Here is an 18,610-nt window from a genome sequence, read left to right as displayed (position 1 = left end):
CGGCGATGCTGGCCATTTTTGCTGCTTATTCTTTGGCCAAATCCAGCCACAATCCTGTATAGTAGCGGCCTATTTCCAACCCGGCTTATGCAGAGAGCGCTATGACTGACCTTAATCTTTACAGAAACATCGGTATCTTCGCCCACGTTGATGCTGGCAAGACCACCACAACCGAGCGTATCCTCAAGCTGACCGGCCGTATTCACAAGCTCGGCGAAGTTCACGAAGGCGAATCCACTACCGACTTCATGGAACAGGAAGCCGAGCGCGGTATTACCATTCAGTCAGCGGCCGTTAGCTGCTTCTGGAAAGGCCACCGCTTCAACGTCATCGACACCCCCGGCCACGTAGACTTCACCGTAGAAGTTTATCGTTCGCTGAAAGTACTCGACGGCGGCATCGGCGTATTCTGTGGTTCTGGCGGTGTTGAGCCCCAGTCAGAAACCAACTGGCGCTACGCGAACGACTCGAAAGTATCCCGTCTGATCTTCGTCAACAAGCTGGACCGTATCGGTGCCGACTTCCTGCGTGTAACCGCTCAGGTCGAGAAAGTACTGGGCGCCAAGCCGCTGATCATGACTCTGCCCATCGGCCGTGAAGACACCTTCTCCGGCGTTGTGGATCTGCTGACCCGTAAAGCCTACATCTGGGATGAAACCGGGCAGCCAGAGAACTACACCGTCACTGACGTACCAGCCGATATGGTTGACGACGTAGAGACCTACCGCGACCGTCTGGTCGAAGGCGCTCTGGAGATGGACGACGAGCTGTTGATGGCCTACATGGAAGGCGAAGAAGCTTCCATCGAAGACATTCAGCGTTGCATCCGTAAAGGTACTCTGGAACTGGCATTCTTCCCGACTTACTGTGGTTCTGCGTTCAAGAACAAAGGCATGCAGCTGTTGCTGGACGCCGTCGTTGATTACTTGCCTGCGCCACACGAAGTTAACCCTCAGCCGCTGACCGACGAAGAAGGCAACGCCAATGGCGAATACGCTATCGTCTCCGCTGAAGAGCCCTTCCGCGCGCTGGCGTTCAAGATCATGGATGACCGTTTCGGCGCCCTGACCTTCGTTCGTATCTACTCCGGTACTCTGAGCAAGGGTGACACCATCCTCAACTCGTTCACTGGCAAATCCGAGCGCGTTGGCCGTATGGTTGAGATGCAGGCCAACGAGCGTAACGAACTGAGTTTCGCTACCGCTGGCGACATTATCGCCATCGTCGGCATGAAGAACGTGCAGACCGGTCACACCCTGTGTGATCCCAAGCATCCTTGTACTCTGGAAGCGATGGTGTTCCCTGAGCCCGTTATCTCCATCTCGGTTACCCCGAAAGACAAGGGTTCCACTGAGAAGATGGGCGTTGCTATCGGCAAGATGGTTGCTGAAGATCCTACCTTCCGCGTTGAAACCGATATCGATTCCGGCGAAACCATCCTGCGCGGCATGGGCGAACTGCACCTGGACATCAAGGTCGACATCCTGCGTCGCACCTACGGTGTTGATCTGCTGGTTGGTCAGCCACAGGTTGCCTACCGCGAAACTATCACCAAGGATGTGGAAGACAGCTACACGCACAAGAAGCAGTCTGGTGGTTCCGGTCAGTACGGTAAGATCGACTACGTCATTAAGCCCGGCGAGCCGAACACTGGCTTCACCTTCAAATCGACTGTTACTGGCGGCAACGTTCCCAAGGAATTCTTCCCGGCCATCGAGAAGGGCTTTGCGTCGATGATGGGCATCGGTCCTCTGGCTGGTTTCCCGGTGCTGGACGTCGTCGTCGAGCTGAAAGACGGTGGCTTCCACGCCGTTGACTCCTCGGCCATCGCGTTCGAAATCGCGGCCAAGGGCGCCTTCCGTCAGACCATGCCGAAGGCTGGCCCACAGCTGTTGGAGCCGATGATGAAGGTTGACGTTTATGCGCCGGAAGATCACGTAGGTGACGTGATTGGTGACCTGAACCGTCGTCGCGGCATTATCCTGGGTCAGGAAATCAGCGCCACTGGCGTACGCGTCAAGGCCGATGTTCCGCTGGCAGAAATGTTCGGCTACATCAGCACCCTGCGTACCATGACTTCAGGCCGTGGTCAGTTCTCCATGGAGTTTGCTCACTACGCTCCATGTCCTGCCAACGTTGCTGAAACAGTGATCGCAAAAGAGAAAGAGAAGAAAGCTGCCAAGGCCTAAGTTGTCCTTGCAGTGACACAACCCCGCCAGTGCAAGCTGGCGGGGTTTTTTATTGCCGGTATTACAACATCTGCTACTAATTGATCAGCCTGGTTGACAGCTGCTAGCAAGCCAGTTGGTGTAATCTCAAACTCAAACTTCCCGTCAGCTAACCGCCTGTTCCCAGGAGTAAAGGTATGGCAACGCCGTCACAACATGATCTTCGCAAGGATCTTCGCGCTTTAATGGCCAGCAACCGCTGTTATTACACGGCTTCGACCTTCGACCCAATGTCCGCACGCATCGCTGCGGATATCGGTTTCGAGGTAGGTATTCTCGGCGGCTCGGTAGCGTCACTGCAGGTGCTGGCGGCGCCGGATTTCGCTTTGATCACCTTGAGTGAGTTCACCGAGCAGGCCACGCGTATCGGTCGGGTCGCGCGGCTGCCGATCATCGCCGATGCCGACCACGGCTACGGCAATGCCTTGAACGTGATGCGCACGGTGACCGAGCTGGAGCGGGCAGGGGTGGCGGCGCTGACTATTGAAGACACGCTGCTGCCAGCCAAATACGGGCACAAATCCACCGATCTGATTTCCCTGGAAGAGGCCGTTGGCAAGATAGAAGCTGCGCTGGACGCGCGCATCGATCCGGTCATGTCGATCTTCGCTCGCACCAATGCCGGTCAACTCAGCATTGAGGACACCATAGCGCGGGTCAAGGCCTATCAGGCGGCTGGCGCCGACGGCATCTGTGTGGTGGGTATTCGCGACTTCGAGCATCTTGAGCAAATCAGCCAGCATCTGTCGATTCCGCTGATGTTGGTCGCCTACGACAACCCGGAGCTGCGCGATCGCGAGCGCCTGGCAGCCAATGGCGTGCGTATTGTGGTAAATGGCCACGCTGCCTACTTCGCCGCGATCAAGGCAACCTACGACTGCCTGCGCGCGCAGCGCGGCATTGCTGAAGGTACACTGAGCGCATCGGAGCTATCTACCCGTTACTCCACATTGGAAGAAAACCGCGAATGGGCAGTCCGGTTTATGGATGTGCATGATTGAGGTGGGAGCAGGCAATCAGTTCGAGTTAATTGCCTGGTTGGGCCGTGCCGCCGCAGGGGATTAAAGCAGTAAAGCGGGTACCTGATAGTTCGGTGGAGACAACCTCGAGTGTGCCACCGTGACCGGAACAGATCTCGCTGGCGATATAGAGACCCAGTCCCAGGCCTTCTCCGCGCTGCTTGCCCTGCGAGCGGCTGAACGGTTGGAACAGCATGGGGATAAGCTCTGGTGGGATAGGCGAACCCTGGTTGATGACACTGATCGCCAATTCATCTCGGGCGACTAGAATCTGCAGCTCTACTGGAGCCCCCTCACGACCGTGGGTAATGGCATTCTCGAGCAGGTTTGATAACAACTGGCAGACCCGGACAGGATCGCAATAAGCCCTGCTGCACTCATGATCCCCAGGGAGACTCAGCGTTTCCACGACCGATGCTTGCGGGTGTGCCGAGCAGACCTCATCGATCACCCCCCGTAGTGGGCTCATCAGGTCCTCAACCCATCGTGGTTCGACGGTAATGCCGCCACCCAATTTGCCCCGGGCAAAATCAAGCACGTTCTCGATCAGGGTGCCCATCCGTACGGAGCTTTGTTGAATGGCCTGGGTCAGCAGCAAATCACGTTCATTGGTCATTCTGCTGGCCAGTAGATCAGCGCTCAGGCGCACGGCGGTCAGTGGCGAGCGCAGGTCATGCCCCAGCACCGCGACAAACTGGTCACGAAAATGCGCAATCTCATTCGCATCAGCCAGGGCCTGATTGGACACTCGCAGGTCATTCTGCAAATCCAGGTTCATCGCGATCAGCTGTGCATAGAGCTTCAGCGTTTCGAGCACCACGGCTTCATCAAAGTGCGCTGGCACCGTATCTATCGCGCAGAGCGTGCCGAAAAAATCACCCTTGGCAGTGATGATCGGTAGCGACACGTAACTTTCCAGCTGGTAGGTCAAGGGCGTGTGGTGTCGCGAGTAAACCGGGTGTTCACTGGCGTGCGTGAAGACGACCGGCGTCAGATGCTGACGGATCTCATGGCAGAGGGTGGTTTCCACCGGCAGCTCGCCGCCGGGTGCCAGACCGAACTCGATGTCGTCATCTACCGCGCAGGCGACCCAGCGGCTTTCCGTGACTCGGGCGATGGCGGCAAAACGCATGCCGGTGGCCTGTTTGACCATACTGAGAATGCTCGGCACCGCCTCGATCCGGCTGACGGTGTCGATATCATCGGAGAAGTCTGAGACGTCAGGCATCACTGTCCTTTTCATGGCGCCACGTCATGATCTGATTATCATGATGCCAACGCGTTAGCTGACTCTGCGACGCCTCCTCGCGCTCTCCATCTGGATGAGTCGCATATAGGGGGTTCAGCTATCGTTTGCGCCTCTACATTCAACATCACTTTACAGGTTTTCCTATCCGCTGATAAGACGCCAAGCCCGGATTTCCCGGGCTTAGGCTTGATGTCGAGCTGTAATATAGTCTGCTAAGCATTTGACAAATAACATATTTATCGCGAGCAGTGGAGTCGGTCAGCCGCGTGGTCATAACGCCATTGTGGCTGCTCTGGGCAGACGTTTATTCCTCCTACCCAGCGCTCACCCGGACCACAATCAAGCCAGTCACGTTCATCGCGCAGCAGCGCCACTCCGGTTGCTGTCAGCTGCAGTACGCGCTCGGTCCATTGCGCTTCGGCGTTGGCAATGATGGCTATCGCGGGCTCAGCCGCGTTCAACAAAGGCTGGATTAACCACCAGAACATCATGTCACCCAGGTAGGGCAGTGGTTCACGTTCGCGCATTAGCTCAGCGAACACCTTGCCGGCCGACATGGGTCCATGATCGCGCAATGCTTCCAATGCCAGTCGTTCACTCAAGCCCAAGCCATTGTTACTCGCAGGCAGTTCCAGCAGGTGACGTTTCAGTGCTCTGCCCAGCATCGGAAGCGCGGGAGTACCGCTCCTGGTGAGCGCCATAAGCGGCTCTGGGGTTTCTGCACAGAGCGCCTCCCAAGCATCCGCGCCCAGTTGCAGCAGAGCTGGCGTGACCGGCTTGCGCTGTGGCCACAGCCAGGCCAGCACGTCAGGCGCTAGCTGACCGATGCCAATAAAGCGTTCAACTCCGGGAACGGCATCTACGGCTAGCAGTTCGATCCGTGCGCTGGATTTCTGCTGGTTCAGGTGATGCAGCAGACAGGCGAGAATCAACTGGTCGTAACTGTCATGCTCGAACCACAATACCAGGCGCTCATACGTATCCAGCTGCGCCAACACAGACCAACTCTGCTGTAAGCGTGCGAGGGAATCATCGGCCGTGATGTTGAAGGCGCCAGCAAGAAACGCCGCCCGCACTGGCAGCAGCGCGGAATAGTCGGTAGTGGTCACCGGACCAATACACAGGGGATCAGAGAACTCTAAAAAGTCGCCGGTGAACCCCGCCACCTTGAGGCTGTGTTGGATATCAGAGCCGCAGCGGATATGCAGGGTGCGTGCGTCCTGATCGCCATGCAACCCAGCATGGCGGCTGGCAAAATCCAGCGCGTCGATATGCGCCTTCAGCTTTGGCCAACTACCAAAGCCGTTCTCCCGGGCGATCACCCATTGCGCGTCGCTGAGTCTGGGGGGTGTTTCTCGAGCAGGCAGATGTGCGAGCAGGCGGGTGATAGCGTCGGGTTGTTGGTGAATTGCCCCTTTGAGCAGTTCCTTCGCACGCTTGCGTTGTTGCTCAAGATTAAGTCGGCCGTGGCCGATCGGGCTGTTATCTGCAGACATACGAACTCCCTCACAGGCCTGTGTCCGCCCAGCAGGCTGGGATTCGTATGGAACATGAATTGGGTATTGCTGTGGGCGCAGCCCTTTCCGCGGACGGGACGCCTGGCGGCGTTGAGGCTTAGATTGGAGCGACAGTGGTTTTCTGTCAAGACGCGCCGCGACCGGGGAGTCATCACAAAAATGAACGAACGATCATTCATATTTGGCATCGTGCTATTTCATTGGATGATCACTTCCGTACTATGTCTCCAGTGCAAGCCGGAATAAGGGTTTGCTCCTTAGAATAAATCCAATAATGAGGCATATGATGAACAAAATCCTCCCACGTATCAGCAGCGCCTGGCGTCTGGCTGGACTTCCTTTGCTGAGTCTGGTCGCGGCGATGAGTGCCGGCTGTTTTTCCGGATCCGGCTCCAGCTCTAGCTCCGATGAATCCTCCGATGTACAGCAAGGCACTTTCGTCGATAGCCCTGTGGCTGGGCTGCGCTACGAAACCCCCAGCCAGGAGGGCGAGACCAATGAAACCGGGCGCTTTCAATACCGCGAAGGCGAGATCGTCAGTTTTCACCTGGGTGAGTTGAAACTGGGCGAGGGGATGGGTGAGAGCATCATGACGCCGACCAGTCTGGTGACGGATGCGGCCGATTCCAGCGACCCAGCGGTGCTGAATATTTCCCGTCTGCTACAGACGCTCGACGCCGATGGCAATTTGAACAATGGCATTGAGCTGACTGATGCGATCGTTAACCAGATCGACCAGTACCTCGCCGACAATCCCGGTACCAGCATTGATTTTGCTGACACCGCCGCGTTTGATTCGGCCCTGGCGGCGCTGCTGGCGGCGTTGAATGAAACAGCGGTTTTTGCTGAGAACGCCGATGGCAAATCGCGCGTCGCCCGCAGCACATTGCAGGCCTGGCAACACCTGCAAGACTCGCTCGATGCTCTGGATGGTCGGGACATCGACTACGATGTGCGACCAGTGGTGTTTATCCACGGCGGTGCAGGATCTGCTTCCCAATTCGAGTCACAGGCTCAGCGGTTTATTACCAATGGCTACCCGCGAGACTATCTGGCGACCTTTGAGTACGACACCTCCGCCATCGACAGCGATGAGTATCTGGCCATGACCGACGCGCGCAATGCCGGTATCGACGCCATCGTCGATCAGCTGTTGGCTATTTCCGGCGCGGACAAGGTCGATCTGATGGGGCACTCCAACGGTACCCGCGTTAGTCTTACCTATCTGAGTGATCCGCAACGAGCCGCCAAGGTTGCCAACTACATCAGCATCGACGGCACACCCGCAGCCAGCCCACCAGGCGGTGTACGCACTTTGGCGCTCTGGGGGCAGTATATTGATCGGGAAGTGGTGGGTGCCGAGAACGTTTATCCGCCGGTTGAAGCTCCGGTCGGGCATATCGAAGTCGCTACCTCGGCCAGTTCCTTTGAGCGCATGTACGCATTCTTCAATGCGCAATCTCCCGCCGTCGTTCAAGTGCCCCAGGCAGAGGGCGCAGAGGTTTGGGTTGCCGGGCGAGCGAGTATCTTTCCGCGCAATATTGGGGCAGAAGGTGCCGAGCTGCGCATCAGTGAAATCAGTCCGGACACCGGCGCGCGTCTGAGTGATACCCCGAGCTACCAGATGGTCCTCGACAGCTCTGGCCAGTGGGGTCCTGCGCGCCTGAACAAGGGTGGCAGTTATGAATTTGCGCTGGTTCGTGAAGGTGCGGGTAACGATCATTACTTCTACCGCGAGCCGTTCACCACTGATAGCTACAATGTGCGCTTGAACACCTCGCTGCCCGGTAGCGGCGTAGGCGCATTGCTGACGCGCAGCGCAAATCACAGCAACATCGGTATCAGCCGTGACAAGGAGTTCTGGGGTTATCTGGAAGAGGGTAGTGATATCCTGGAAGTGAAGGGTACCAACGTCATCATCGAGCAGACGGCGCCGCTGCTCAAGCGTCTCAGCTCGCTGTTCCTGCATGATCGGGGTGCGGACGGCGTAAGCAATTTGGGCACGCCAGACCCGGTGCTCAACCGGATTCCGTTTATCTCCGGGCTGGATATGTATTTGCCAGCGGCGGGCGGACCCAATGGGGTCATCAGCCTTGAACTCACTCCGCGCGGGGAAGAGGGCAGTGACACCACGCAGATAGTCAACGTACCCAACTGGCCCTCTAACCAGATCCGCACTATCTCGGTCCATTTCAAGGACTATGTGGACTGACCGTCCGATTTATCGCGTAGTAGAAGGCCGCCGCAGAGGGCGGCCTTTTTTATGCAGCACCTGTTCTGATCGATACATAATGAACCTTTGTCTCATGCGCCTTTCTCACCAACAGGACCTATCGTTGTACGCCAGTAGTTCTCACTTCTGCAGGAGACTTCCATGAAAAGCTTCACATCATTCGACGGGGTCGAAATACGCTATCGACAATGGAACAGCAGAGCTAAAGGCGTTCCCGTCATATTGCAGCACGGGTATATCGCCAATGCGCGGGTGAACTGGATCCTGCCAGGCATTGTCTTCAGACTCACTATCACGGGCCATCGGGTAATAGCTTTGGATGCGCGCGGTCATGGGCGCTCAGATAGACCACATGATACCGCCTCTTATGGAGAAAGCCGCATGGCCCAGGATATTTCCTGCCTGATAGATGAGCTGGGGTTGGAAGAAGTGGATCTGGTCGGCTACTCCATGGGTGCAACGGTTGCGCTGCTTGCTGCCGCTGAGGATAAGCGCATCCGCAGGCTGATCATCGGCGGCATCGGTGCTCATACGCTCAGTCTGGGGGGCTCCCACCACGGCCAGGTCAAGAAAAAATTGGCTGCAGCCCTGCTGGCTACCAACCGCCGGTCAATAAAGCATCCGGCGTTACTTGCCTTTCGCTTATTTGCCGACTTTATGCGCGCCGATCGCAACGCGATGGCCGCCCAGGCGTTAGCCTTTCACTCCAAGAAAATTCCGTTTGAGCGCATTACTAACCCAACATTGATCATCGCGGGGCGCAACGACCCGCTGGCGATTCATCCGGAGAAATTACAGGCCGCGTTACCTGATGCACAGCTTTGTATTACTCCAGGCAACCACACTACCGCCTTGATGAGTTTGCGATTTAAGTCGGCATTGGTGAAGTTTCTCGGGTGATCTGCATCTTACCCGTACACGCCCTGAATGAGCCGATTGGCCGGCTTACGGCAATTTATACCTGTGTTAAACCATCGCGATTTTTGGCTGATCTGCTTACATCTTGTTGTATATAAAACACTCAATTTGTGCTCGGATCTGCCGATAATTAATTTTCGATAGCTGACAACCGAGCAGAACAGGTCGGCTACGGTGCTTACAGTCCACCTCGAATCGAGAACAGATCGCCATGCCACTATTCAGCTATCACGCCCGTCCTGTTTGCCTCGTCGCTCTCATCGCCAGTTCGCCGCTGGCGCTGCTTCCCACCGTCGTCCATGCGCAGAGTACAGTGGCTTCAGCATCGGCCGCTTATACCAATGCTCTCAGTCAGCAGCAGGTCCAAAGCCTTCTCGATGCTGCTATCCGGTCAGACTCAGCATTACGTCGTCGTGCTGGCGAGCTGATGAACCAAAGCAACGCTGTCGCTCAGTCGGTTTACACGGAAACCCTCGGCCTCATTACCGCCGAGCAATCGGCAATGCTCGAGGATATGCTCACGCAGCGTCTTCGCGAGACCGCAGACTCGACCAGTGTACGGACAAGCAAAAGCACCCTTGGTTGGATTGCTGGGGGAGCGTTGGTTGTAGGCGTTGCCGCTGCGGCGGGCGGCGGTGGAGGTGGAGGCGGCGGTGACGATGGCGCAGGCGCTCCGGCACCGGGTGACGGGGTTGAAGACCCGGTCGATGGAGATCCCGGCGCGGGATCGCTACCAATATTGAATCCTCCGGCCACCGGGCCTGTAGTCGAACAGCCGGTAACCGGTGATCCGGGCACTGCGCCTGATCCGGGTCCACTTCCCGGCGGCGATGATTCAGCCAAATCGCTTGTTCTGTCGAACGAGCATGTCAACACCAATGGCTACGATCTCACCTTTGGGCATGTCGCGCATGATCGTGGTTATACCGGCCAGGGACAACGCATTGCCATTATCGACAGTGGCATCAACACCAGCCATATCGAGTTACAAGGCCAGACAGCCGGGCACTACAATGTCTTGACGGGCAGCACGACCGAGGCCGACGCCCAGGATACTGGCGGCCATGGAACACATGTCGCAGGCACTCTCGTGGCTCGCAGGAATGACTTTGGTGTTGTTGGTTACGCACATGGAGCACAACTTCTTAACGTCCGGTTCACCGATGCCAGCGACAACATCACCGCGACTGACCAGCAACTGGCAAATGGCTTCGCTTGGGCCAGGGCCGGTGGTGCCACCTGGTTCAACAACAGTTGGGGAATAGATGCGACGGTCGCCGAGTTCGGTAGAGGCGCGGTGGAAACGAATTTCCCAACGCTCCAGGCCGAATGGCAAGCTGGCGCCGAGGACGGACGCATTTACGTTTGGGCAACCGGGAACGAGGGGAGGGACCAACCCTTGGTCTTTGCAGCACTGCCGCAACTCTATCCGGAGTTGCAGTATAACTGGGTAGCGGTAACCAGCGTCGATTCAGATACCGGTACGCTCAGCAGTTTTGCCAATGCCTGTGGTGCCGCTGCCGAGTGGTGTGTCGCTGCTCCCGGCACCAACATCGTTTCCAGTTATATTGGTGCCAACAACACCTTTGCCATCGCCTCGGGAACCTCAATGGCAACGCCAGCCGTAACCGGCGGTCTCGCCGTGATCCGTCAGGCCTTTCCCACTCTGGCGCCGGAGCAGGTAGTCCAGCGGTTGCTTGTTACTGCGAATAAAGACGGCATCTATGCCAATCAGAGCCTGTATGGGCAAGGTCTGATGGATCTGGAGCGGGCCACTCGTCCGGTCGGCCCCTTGGCTGTGGTCAGTGACAGTGGCCAGACATTGTCTGTCGACGACGCGGCGTTGGTGCTCGGCGGGGCCTTCGGTTATGCCAACCCCTTGGCAAATCTGCAGGTTATGGCGACAGACTCCCTGGATGCAGGCTTTGCTGTGAACCTGGGCGCTCAGGTCAGCAACCGCCGCTTCCGTTACGACACCCGGGCCGCGTGGCAGAGGCTTGGACGTATCTGGAAGAGCCAGAGCGAGGGCAGCGGGACCATGAGCTGGACCGTCTCGACTGGAAACGGCTCAACCAGCCAGGTGATGCATTTTGACCAGGGTGCAGGGCGTTCACTGAGCTTCGGCCAAGTAGATGATCTGGATATGCTCTACGCCCGCCCAAGTTGGGCAGGGTATAGCCAACTGCATACCAGTATGGCGTCGGCTCTGTGGTTGCAAAGTCCCGGCGAGCAGACCATGGGCATCCGCCAACGGCTGCCACTGGGTGGGTTCAGCCTGGATCTGATCAGCACCGCGAACGCTTTCCGTCAAGGCGTAGCGGTGGGCCTGAACATGCCAGCAATGGGTAGTTACGCCTCGACGATCGAGCTCGGCTACATCCGTAGTGATGACGGCCTGTTCGATAGCCATGGTCGTGGAGCCTTTGCGCTGGACGATGTCAGCCAGACGCTGTATGCCGGCGTTCGCGGCGAAGCCCAGCGGGGAGCTCTGACACTCGGACATTCTGCTTACGTCGGACAAAGCCAAGCTGATGCCGATGGATTATTCAGCGACCTGGGCAAGGTTACCACCAGCAGTTGGACGTTCGCCGGTCGCTATGCCTTGGACCGCGCTACGCTAGGTTTGGTGCTGCAGCAACCCCTGCGAGTGGAGTCTGCCGAGACCAGGGTCAATGTGGCGACGGGCTATGCCGGTAATCTGTTTGATATGCAGGCTTTGACGCTAGACCTGACGCCTGATGGTCGCCAGCTCAATCTGGAGGCGTTCTGGCAAAGGCCATTATGGCAAGACAGCACGGTGAAACTATCTTGGCTGGGTATTCGCGAGCCCGGACACCAGGCGCAAGCTGAGGCGATGCAGGTCGTCATGGCCCAGTGGCAACAGCGCTTCTAAGGACCGCGCCGATCGGCAGCTCCTGGTGGTGACAACGAGCACCGCCAAGAGAGGTTGAAGGTAGATGTTTTAAGTGTGGGAGGGCATATCTACGGCCTCATCAGCGGCAGTAAAAAGTGACTCGGGCGCCCCCGCGGTTGATAACGCGTTGGCCTGATGCACTGGCAGCACAAGTCCGTGCTGCGGGTCTTCGATAGCCTCAATGGTAATTACCGGTATCGCTGAAGTTGCAGCGCCAAATATGTTGGCGAAGGACACATCTGCCGCGTCTCTGCCGGTACCAAGGCGCAGCAGCCCCATGGTTGGCGATACACCGCTGGGGTCGAACAGATACCAGCGGCCACTTAAAAATACCTCAACGTAGGCATGGAAGTCCGACGGTCCCATCGCAGGGTCCGCGCCGTAATCAATGCCTGAAACAAAGCGCGCAGGCATATTTAGCGCCCGGCAAGTGGCAATCATCAAATGGGCAAAATCGCGGCACACCCCGACATGGTCGGTGAGTGTGTCAAGTGCCGAGGTACTGGCACCAGAGCTGCCCGAGGTAAATTTGGTTCGCTTGTTGACCCAGTCGCGGATCGCGACCACACGGTTATACCCTGGGGGCATTTCACCGAACTCGTGGTTCGCTAGTGCTTGAAAACGGTCTGACTCACAGTACCGGCTCGGGTAGATATAGCAGAACAGATCCATCGGCAGGTCGACCATGGGCGTCTCTTCGAGGGCTGCCGGCTGAGCTACGGTATGGCGTATCTCGACGACACCGTCATAACGAACCACCAGTGGCCCATTGTTGCCACGGATCTTCAGCCACCGTGTGCCGTCATCCTTTTGCACAAACAAGTGCTGTTCCACCGGTTGGCTGATGGTTACCGTCTCACTCACGACATGCTGGCTTTCCGTTAGAGCAGGGTGGATGTTGAACAGGAAATCACAAGACTCATCCAGGATGGTGTAGCCCAGCTCTATCGAAAACTTTAATCGAACCATGATGGCGTAGTCTCTGTAGTACAGAAGGGAGGCGGCGTTGAACGCCGTGCAGCAAATAGCCATCCGCGGCCCGGATGGCGCCCTTAAGTGGATAAGGTATACAGGTAGGACTACAGCAGGCGGCGGGTGTTCAAAACCGGACGGGAAATCCGGCCTCCCGGATGCCCGCTGGTTCAGGCGTCGGACTTGCCTTCTTCAATAGCCTCTTCAGCTTCTTCCGCATCGCCCGCATCTGGCTGCGGCTCGTCGTTTGCCACGGAAGCTTCTGGATCGAAATCAAAGACGACGAGCAGGGGGAAGTGATCGGATCCGATGTCAGGAAGACGCTGTAGGTCGGCTAAAAGAAAATGCTCGGAGGCGAAGGTGTGATCCAGTGGATAGCGCAGCAGGCGGTTTCTGGTGTCGTAGGTATTGAGCAGACCTCGGCCAACCCGCGGGTCAAGCAAACCGCCGGTCCGTTGGAATAGATGTGTGGTATGCGACCAGGCCACATCGTTGAAGTCGCCAGCGACGATCACCGGAACGTTGCCGAGCTCCTTCACTTCTTTGGCAACCAGCATTAATTCTGCGTCACGCTTGCCCGAGTCTTCGCGGTCGTCGTCTTCGTCATCCTGTTGCTTTGCGTCGTCATCTCCTGGAGGTTTGAGGCCTGGCGGGCGTGGATGCACACCGTAAAGGGTCACCAGCTCCCCCGAACGTAAGCGCACCTGGGAGCGAATGGAAGGCACCTCTGACTCAATCAAAAAACGTATCTCTGGATTCACCAGCTCCAGCCGGGAATATAGCAGCAGCCCGTAATTGTTCTCCTGCGGCTGTTGCAAGGTGTAGGGGTAGTCGTCCTCCAAGCCGTCAAGCTGTTCAAACCACCACTGGTTAGGTTCACTTAGCAGGATGACATCTGGGTTGGTTTCGCGGATGAGTACGCGTAGCGCATCCACCTCACGATTGTCAGCCAGCACGTTGTACACCAAGAGCGTGATGCGATTGGAATCATCCTCCGTGTTGCTGGCCGCCATCTCTTCGGGGTAATAAGCCGTGTAGGGCGCGATCGAAATAATCTGCCAAACCAGCGCAAGCCCAAGCAGCGTAGCAAGCCCGTATTCCCAGCTTCGCAATCGCCAATATATACGCAGGGCCAAATAGCCTACGAACGTGAGTCCTATCAGTACAGAAATCTGTATGCGCGGAAAGTCAAAGATGCGAATCCACCATTCGTCGGTGCGCAGTAGTGGGATGGCGGTAGCGCATATCAGCGCAAACGAGAAAAGGCCGACAGCGATGCGACAGAGAAGATGCGTCTTACTAATGGGTTTTATCGACATAATACAGACAAGGTAGAATAGGCCCTATGGCCAAAAATGGTCGCTAAAGTTCTGATTCTCATTGTTATACCTGACAGTAATCGGAAATATTTGCTTACTTCCGTTCAGTATAACGTTCTTGAGCGGCAGAGTTTAAGGCAATGCTCTGTTAATTGGCCTGTTTAGGCGGCTTGCCGATGAACGCTGCCAGCTGTGCATCATAAGCACGTTTGAAGGCCGGCCGCGCTTCGCCGCGGGTGATGTAGGCGCACAGGTTCGGAAACTCTCCCAGCACGCTCGAGGTTTTCAGCCTACGCAGCACCTGCACCATCATCAGGTCTCCGGCGCTGAAGGCTTCTTCCAGCCAGTCGGCTTTTCCAAGCCGGCTTGATAGTTGGTGTAGTCGCACGCGAATGCCATCTTCGAGCAAAGGCAGGCGCTTCTCATACCAGGTCTTGTCGTGCTCCATGTACATGGCGATTTCGCGCTGAACGATCGGTGGCTCCACGGTGCTGAGCGCGGCAAACATCCACATGATGGCGCGCGCCCGGCCATTGGGGTCGGCTGGCAGGAGGCCCACATGGTGCTCGGCAATATGCAGCACGATTGCCCCGGATTCGAACAAGGCGAGATCGCCTTCTTCATAGGTGGGAATCTGCCCAAAGGGGTGAAGGGCCTGATGCGCCGGCTGCTTGATCGCACTGAGAGAAACCTGCCTGACCTCATACGCCTGACCCACTTCTTCAAAGGCCCAGCGCACGCTCATGTCCCGCGCCAGCCCTTGCCCTCTATCGGGTGAGTGTTCAAAGACACTGATGGTGGGAATCATTGGCAGACTCCAGTTCGCCCTTCGCAGAGCAGTCGATTAAAAATATAGCAAAGGTCTGCTGCGGGTGCGTTCCTCAGATACCTGGCGGCCTCGGCTTGGGGGGCTGTAGAATTGACCGGGCTTTGCACCCTTTAAACAGAACCGTCCTGAACCGAGCACCTCATGCCCGCAAAACTTACCGAAAACAGTCAGGGCATTGCTTACGGCGTCAGTGCCTACATGATGTGGGGCTGCTTTCCGCTGTTCTTTGCGTTGTTCCAGGGCGTGCCGGCCTATGAAGTGCTGGTCCACCGCATTATCTGGTCCTGTGTATTTCTGGCGCTGGTGATTACCCTGATGCGTCGTTGGGCGCCGGTCAGGGACGCTTTAGCGCATCCGCGGCGGTTGGGCAGGGTGCTCGGGTGTGCGGTGTTGATTGCGCTTAACTGGGGCGTCTACATCTATTCGGTTGAGACCCATCACGTACTTCAGGCCAGCCTGGGCTACTTCCTGACGCCGCTGATCAACGTCGCGCTGGGTATGCTGATTCTGCGTGAACGCATGGCGCGCCTGCAGGGTGTGGCCGTGGCCTTGGCTGCGGCGGGCATTATGGTGCAGCTCGTGCTGCTCGGGACCATGCCCTGGATTGCTCTGATTCTGGCGCTGAGCTTTGGCACTTATGGCTTGCTGCGCAAACAGATACTGCTTGATGGCTTGTCAGGTTTGTTTGTCGAGACCTTGCTGCTGTTGCCGCTGGCCTTGCTCGCACTGGCGGCGATGACCCAGCTGGAGCTATCAAACTTCACGCAGGATTCGCGTACGGTAATGCTGCTTGTCGCCAGTGGCGTGGTGACTGCGATCCCGCTGCTTGCCTTTGCCGGGGCGGCCCGGCGTTTGCGCCTGGCCACCGTGGGCTTTCTTATGTATATCAATCCGAGCATGCAGTTTCTGATTGCGATCTTTGTTTTCAAGGAAGCAATCAGCGCGGTACAGCTCGCCAGTTTTGCGTTGATCTGGCTTGCCCTGGCGCTCTACTCCTGGTCGGCCTGGCGTACGCTGCAGACGAGCAGAGCCAATAAGGTGGCGACCTAACGCCGTTTATTTATCCAGCTGCCGGCGGTAATCCTGAGGTGTACTCGCGGTCCAGCTGCGGAAAGCTCGGGTAAAGGCGCTCTGTTCCGAATAACCCAGCAACAGCGCAATTTCCGCCAGAGAAAGTCGGGGATCGGCGAGATAAATGCGCGCCAGCTTGAAGCGCACATCGCCCAATACGGCGCGGTAGCGCAGGTCATGCTCGGCCAGATTTCGGTAAAACGACCGCAGCGAATAACCCATGCGCTCAGCAATATTTGTCGCAGAGGGTTCTCCTTCCTGTAGTGCCTCCATCATCTGCTGTTGCAGCTGCTGCAAAAAACGGTCGGGCCGGGGCTGCTGGCTTAGCATCGCCAGCGCCTGCTGGTCGAACAACCCGCGCATGTAGGAGTCGCTGGTGGTAATGCGCATGGCCAGCAGACTGACCGGCATCTCCAGAGCGTGGCAGGCGGCTTCAAAACGGACCGGGCAGCCCATCAGTGCCTCATAAATCGACGGCTGCGCCGGCCGCGCGTAGGGAATCTCGATGGCGGTGGGTGGGATGGCCTGGCCAATCAATGCCTGGTACAGATTGACGAATGCGGCGACGCCGAACTCGCTGGCCAGCGGCGTCGTATGGTGCTCACCCAACCCCCAGCTGTAACGGATCACATCGCCTTGCCGAGTGACCTGCACATCCAGATTGCTCACCAGCAGGGTCTGAAAACGGCGGTAGCGCATCAGCGCCTGGCCCAAATTGCTGCAAGAGGCAGCTAAATATCCCACCACACCAAAATGCTGGGGTTTGGCACAGCGGCCGATGCGCAGACCCAGTGCCGGTACCGGATGCAAAGCTTGCAGCCGCTTCAGCTGCTTCCAGAACAACAATATCGGCATCCGCTGGCTGCTGGAGTAGGGCGCCAGCGCGTCAAGGACGTCGGGTGCGTCCATATCATTCTTTTCCACGTAGTCCCGCAGCGTCTCAGTCAAAGCGCAGGAGATATAGACGTCCTTGGACATGGGCAATCCGAATGGCGAAAATCCTGGCACAAAATGTCAAAAGCGTGCGGTGGTGTCAAGACGGGTGTACGCCAAGCCATTACCTTTCCCAGTCAGTCAAGGTCCAGCATCCAGGGCCTTCCACGACGGGAGCTGGCGATTGCTGGCGATGAGGAGAGTCAAATGGCATACGTCGTAACGCAAAGCTGTATTGGTGACAAATACACCCAGTGTGTAGACGTGTGCCCGGTGGATGCTTTTCGCGAAGGCCCGGAGATGCTCTATATCGATCCCGAGGTGTGCATTGACTGCAACGCCTGCCTGACCGAGTGCCCGGTGCGCGCGATCTACCCGGAGTCCGCCGTGCCGGAGTCCATGCAGGAATTCATTGAGCTGAATGCACTTAAGGCCAGGGAATATCCGCCCATCACCGAAAGCCGTGACCCCGACGATATTGCGGCGGCCGGCAAACAGGGCGCCGCCGCTAGCCGTAGTCTCGCTCGCCGTCTGGCGGTGATCGGGGCAGGGCCCTCGGGCTTCTACGCTGCCGAAGAGATGCTCAAGAAGTTACCGAATGCCAAGGTGGATATCTTCGAGCGCCTGCCCACGCCGTTCGGGCTGGTGCGTTACGGTGTCGCCCCGGATCATCCGAAGATCAAATCGGTGGTCAGCAGTTTCGAGAAGACCGCGCGCTCACCCAGGGTGCGCTTTTTCGGCAATGTCGAGATTGGCAAAGATCTGACCCGTACCGAGCTGCTGGACCAATACGATGCGGTGCTCTATGCCACCGGCGGCGCGGTCAGCCGCCATTTGGGGCTGCCCGGTGCAGACTTGGCCAGCATCCATGGCGCCTCGGCTTTTGTCGGCTGGTACAACGGCCACCCGGATTTCAGAAACCTGTCAGTCGATCTCTCCGGTGAAACCGCTGTGGTCGTCGGTATGGGCAACGTCGCGCTGGATATTGCGCGTATTTTGACCATGCCGATTGAGGAGCTCGAGCGTACCGACATAGCCGACTACGCACTGGAAGCATTGCGCCACAGCAAGATTCGTGAGGTTTGCATGGTGGCTCGTCGCGGCCCAGTTCAAGCCGCCTTTACGCCCAAAGAACTGCAGCAGCTGCTCGACACCCGTGGCGTGGATATTCAGGTGGATGCCGATGACATGCTGCTTGACGCCGCCAGTGAAGCGGAGCTTGCCGAGCCGCTGAATACCGAAGCGCGGCATAACATGACCCTGTTGCAGGAAGCCCAGACCCGCAAGCACCAGGGTGGCAAGACCATTCGGTTTATGTTCAAGCTGTCGCCCACCGGCTTTACAAGCGAAAACGATCAGGTCGCCGTTATGACCGGTGTGCGCAATAGCCTGAGCGGCGACGGCAAGG

12 protein-coding genes and 1 pseudogene are annotated in these 18,610 nt (G+C 57.4%); 7 read left to right on the top strand and 6 right to left on the bottom strand.

Annotated elements, in window-relative coordinates:
* The first annotated feature begins 101 nt into the window (after positions 1–101).
* Together fusA and DT594_RS06110 are read left to right on the top strand one after the other, a co-directional pair.
* On the top strand, positions 102–2,189 hold the full coding sequence (gene fusA / locus DT594_RS06115; protein WP_149331816.1) for an elongation factor G: 2,088 nt from the start codon (positions 102–104) through the stop codon (positions 2,187–2,189).
* Positions 2,190–2,365: 176 nt separating this feature from the next.
* Positions 2,366–3,229 (top strand): isocitrate lyase/PEP mutase family protein, encoded by an 864-nt coding sequence (locus DT594_RS06110; RefSeq protein WP_149331815.1) that lies wholly within the window; start codon positions 2,366–2,368, stop codon positions 3,227–3,229.
* 25 nt (positions 3,230–3,254) lie between these two features.
* Here DT594_RS06110 and DT594_RS06105 read toward each other — a convergent pair whose 3' ends face one another.
* A complete protein-coding gene (locus DT594_RS06105) occupies positions 3,255–4,475 on the bottom strand; it encodes a GAF domain-containing sensor histidine kinase (protein ID WP_149331814.1) in 1,221 nt (406 codons plus the stop codon).
* A 257-nt stretch (positions 4,476–4,732) separates the two neighbouring features.
* On the bottom strand, positions 4,733–5,992 hold the full coding sequence (locus tag DT594_RS06100) for a DUF1835 domain-containing protein (RefSeq protein WP_149331813.1): 1,260 nt from the start codon (positions 5,990–5,992) through the stop codon (positions 4,733–4,735).
* Between the two features lie 307 nt (positions 5,993–6,299).
* Here DT594_RS06100 and DT594_RS06095 point away from each other — a divergent pair, with 307 nt between their 5' ends.
* The 3 genes from DT594_RS06095 (at position 6,300) to DT594_RS06085 (ending at position 12,057) form a co-directional block, all read left to right on the top strand.
* Positions 6,300–8,225: an alpha/beta fold hydrolase gene (locus DT594_RS06095; RefSeq protein ID WP_178091435.1), complete on the top strand. Its 1,926-nt coding sequence runs from the start codon at positions 6,300–6,302 to the stop codon at positions 8,223–8,225.
* 162 nt (positions 8,226–8,387) lie between these two features.
* Positions 8,388–9,146, top strand: coding sequence for an alpha/beta fold hydrolase (locus DT594_RS06090; RefSeq protein WP_149331811.1), 759 nt, complete (start codon positions 8,388–8,390; stop codon positions 9,144–9,146).
* 445 nt (positions 9,147–9,591) lie between these two features.
* Positions 9,592–12,057: a S8 family peptidase gene (locus DT594_RS06085; RefSeq protein WP_178091433.1), complete on the top strand. Its 2,466-nt coding sequence runs from the start codon at positions 9,592–9,594 to the stop codon at positions 12,055–12,057.
* A 69-nt stretch (positions 12,058–12,126) separates the two neighbouring features.
* On the opposite strand, the gene DT594_RS06080 is transcribed toward DT594_RS06085, so the two are convergent.
* From DT594_RS06080 to DT594_RS06070, 3 genes are all read right to left on the bottom strand, one after another.
* The gene (locus tag DT594_RS06080; protein ID WP_149331809.1) at positions 12,127–13,047 is read right to left on the bottom strand and encodes a transglutaminase-like domain-containing protein; all 921 of its coding nucleotides are present in this window, start codon (positions 13,045–13,047) and stop codon (positions 12,127–12,129) included.
* Between the two features lie 173 nt (positions 13,048–13,220).
* Positions 13,221–14,369 (bottom strand): endonuclease/exonuclease/phosphatase family protein, encoded by a 1,149-nt coding sequence (locus DT594_RS06075; RefSeq protein ID WP_149331808.1) that lies wholly within the window; start codon positions 14,367–14,369, stop codon positions 13,221–13,223.
* 148 nt (positions 14,370–14,517) lie between these two features.
* Positions 14,518–15,177 carry a glutathione S-transferase family protein gene (locus tag DT594_RS06070; RefSeq protein ID WP_149331807.1) on the bottom strand — a complete coding sequence of 220 codons (660 nt, stop codon included), beginning with the start codon at positions 15,175–15,177 and terminating at the stop codon, positions 14,518–14,520.
* 162 nt (positions 15,178–15,339) lie between these two features.
* On the opposite strand from DT594_RS06070, the gene rarD reads away from it, so the two are divergent.
* Entirely contained in the window at positions 15,340–16,248 is a 909-nt protein-coding gene (gene rarD, locus DT594_RS06065) for an EamA family transporter RarD (protein ID WP_149331806.1), read from the top strand.
* Between the two features lie 6 nt (positions 16,249–16,254).
* On the opposite strand, the gene DT594_RS06060 is transcribed toward rarD, so the two are convergent.
* Positions 16,255–17,247, bottom strand: coding sequence for an AraC family transcriptional regulator (locus DT594_RS06060; protein ID WP_149331805.1), 993 nt, complete (start codon positions 17,245–17,247; stop codon positions 16,255–16,257).
* 33 nt (positions 17,248–17,280) lie between these two features.
* Here DT594_RS06060 and DT594_RS19065 point away from each other — a divergent pair.
* Positions 17,281–18,363 (top strand): annotated as a pseudogene (locus DT594_RS19065) (FAD-dependent oxidoreductase); the annotation flags it as partial.
* Positions 18,364–18,610 lie beyond the last annotated feature (247 nt).

The organism is Halopseudomonas laoshanensis (genome assembly GCF_008365385.1).
Classification (GTDB): Bacteria; Pseudomonadota; Gammaproteobacteria; order Pseudomonadales; family Pseudomonadaceae; genus Halopseudomonas; species Halopseudomonas laoshanensis.
Note: the sequence above shows the minus strand (reverse complement) of the source record. Positions and strands in the feature narration are given on the sequence as shown.

Excerpts from the sequence above, each read along its gene's own strand:
- fusA (WP_149331816.1), top strand. The coding sequence starts at position 102 with ATGACTGACCTTAATCTTTACAGAAACATCGGTATCTTCGCCCACGTT.
- DT594_RS06110 (WP_149331815.1), top strand. The coding sequence starts at position 2,366 with ATGGCAACGCCGTCACAACATGATCTTCGCAAGGATCTTCGCGCTTTA.
- DT594_RS06105 (WP_149331814.1), bottom strand. The coding sequence starts at position 4,475 with ATGCCTGACGTCTCAGACTTCTCCGATGATATCGACACCGTCAGCCGG.
- DT594_RS06100 (WP_149331813.1), bottom strand. The coding sequence starts at position 5,992 with ATGTCTGCAGATAACAGCCCGATCGGCCACGGCCGACTTAATCTTGAG.
- DT594_RS06095 (WP_178091435.1), top strand. The coding sequence starts at position 6,300 with ATGAACAAAATCCTCCCACGTATCAGCAGCGCCTGGCGTCTGGCTGGA.
- DT594_RS06090 (WP_149331811.1), top strand. The coding sequence starts at position 8,388 with ATGAAAAGCTTCACATCATTCGACGGGGTCGAAATACGCTATCGACAA.
- DT594_RS06085 (WP_178091433.1), top strand. The coding sequence starts at position 9,592 with ATGAACCAAAGCAACGCTGTCGCTCAGTCGGTTTACACGGAAACCCTC.
- DT594_RS06080 (WP_149331809.1), bottom strand. The coding sequence starts at position 13,047 with ATGGTTCGATTAAAGTTTTCGATAGAGCTGGGCTACACCATCCTGGAT.
- DT594_RS06075 (WP_149331808.1), bottom strand. The coding sequence starts at position 14,369 with ATGTCGATAAAACCCATTAGTAAGACGCATCTTCTCTGTCGCATCGCT.
- DT594_RS06070 (WP_149331807.1), bottom strand. The coding sequence starts at position 15,177 with ATGATTCCCACCATCAGTGTCTTTGAACACTCACCCGATAGAGGGCAA.
- rarD (WP_149331806.1), top strand. The coding sequence starts at position 15,340 with ATGCCCGCAAAACTTACCGAAAACAGTCAGGGCATTGCTTACGGCGTC.
- DT594_RS06060 (WP_149331805.1), bottom strand. The coding sequence starts at position 17,247 with ATGTCCAAGGACGTCTATATCTCCTGCGCTTTGACTGAGACGCTGCGG.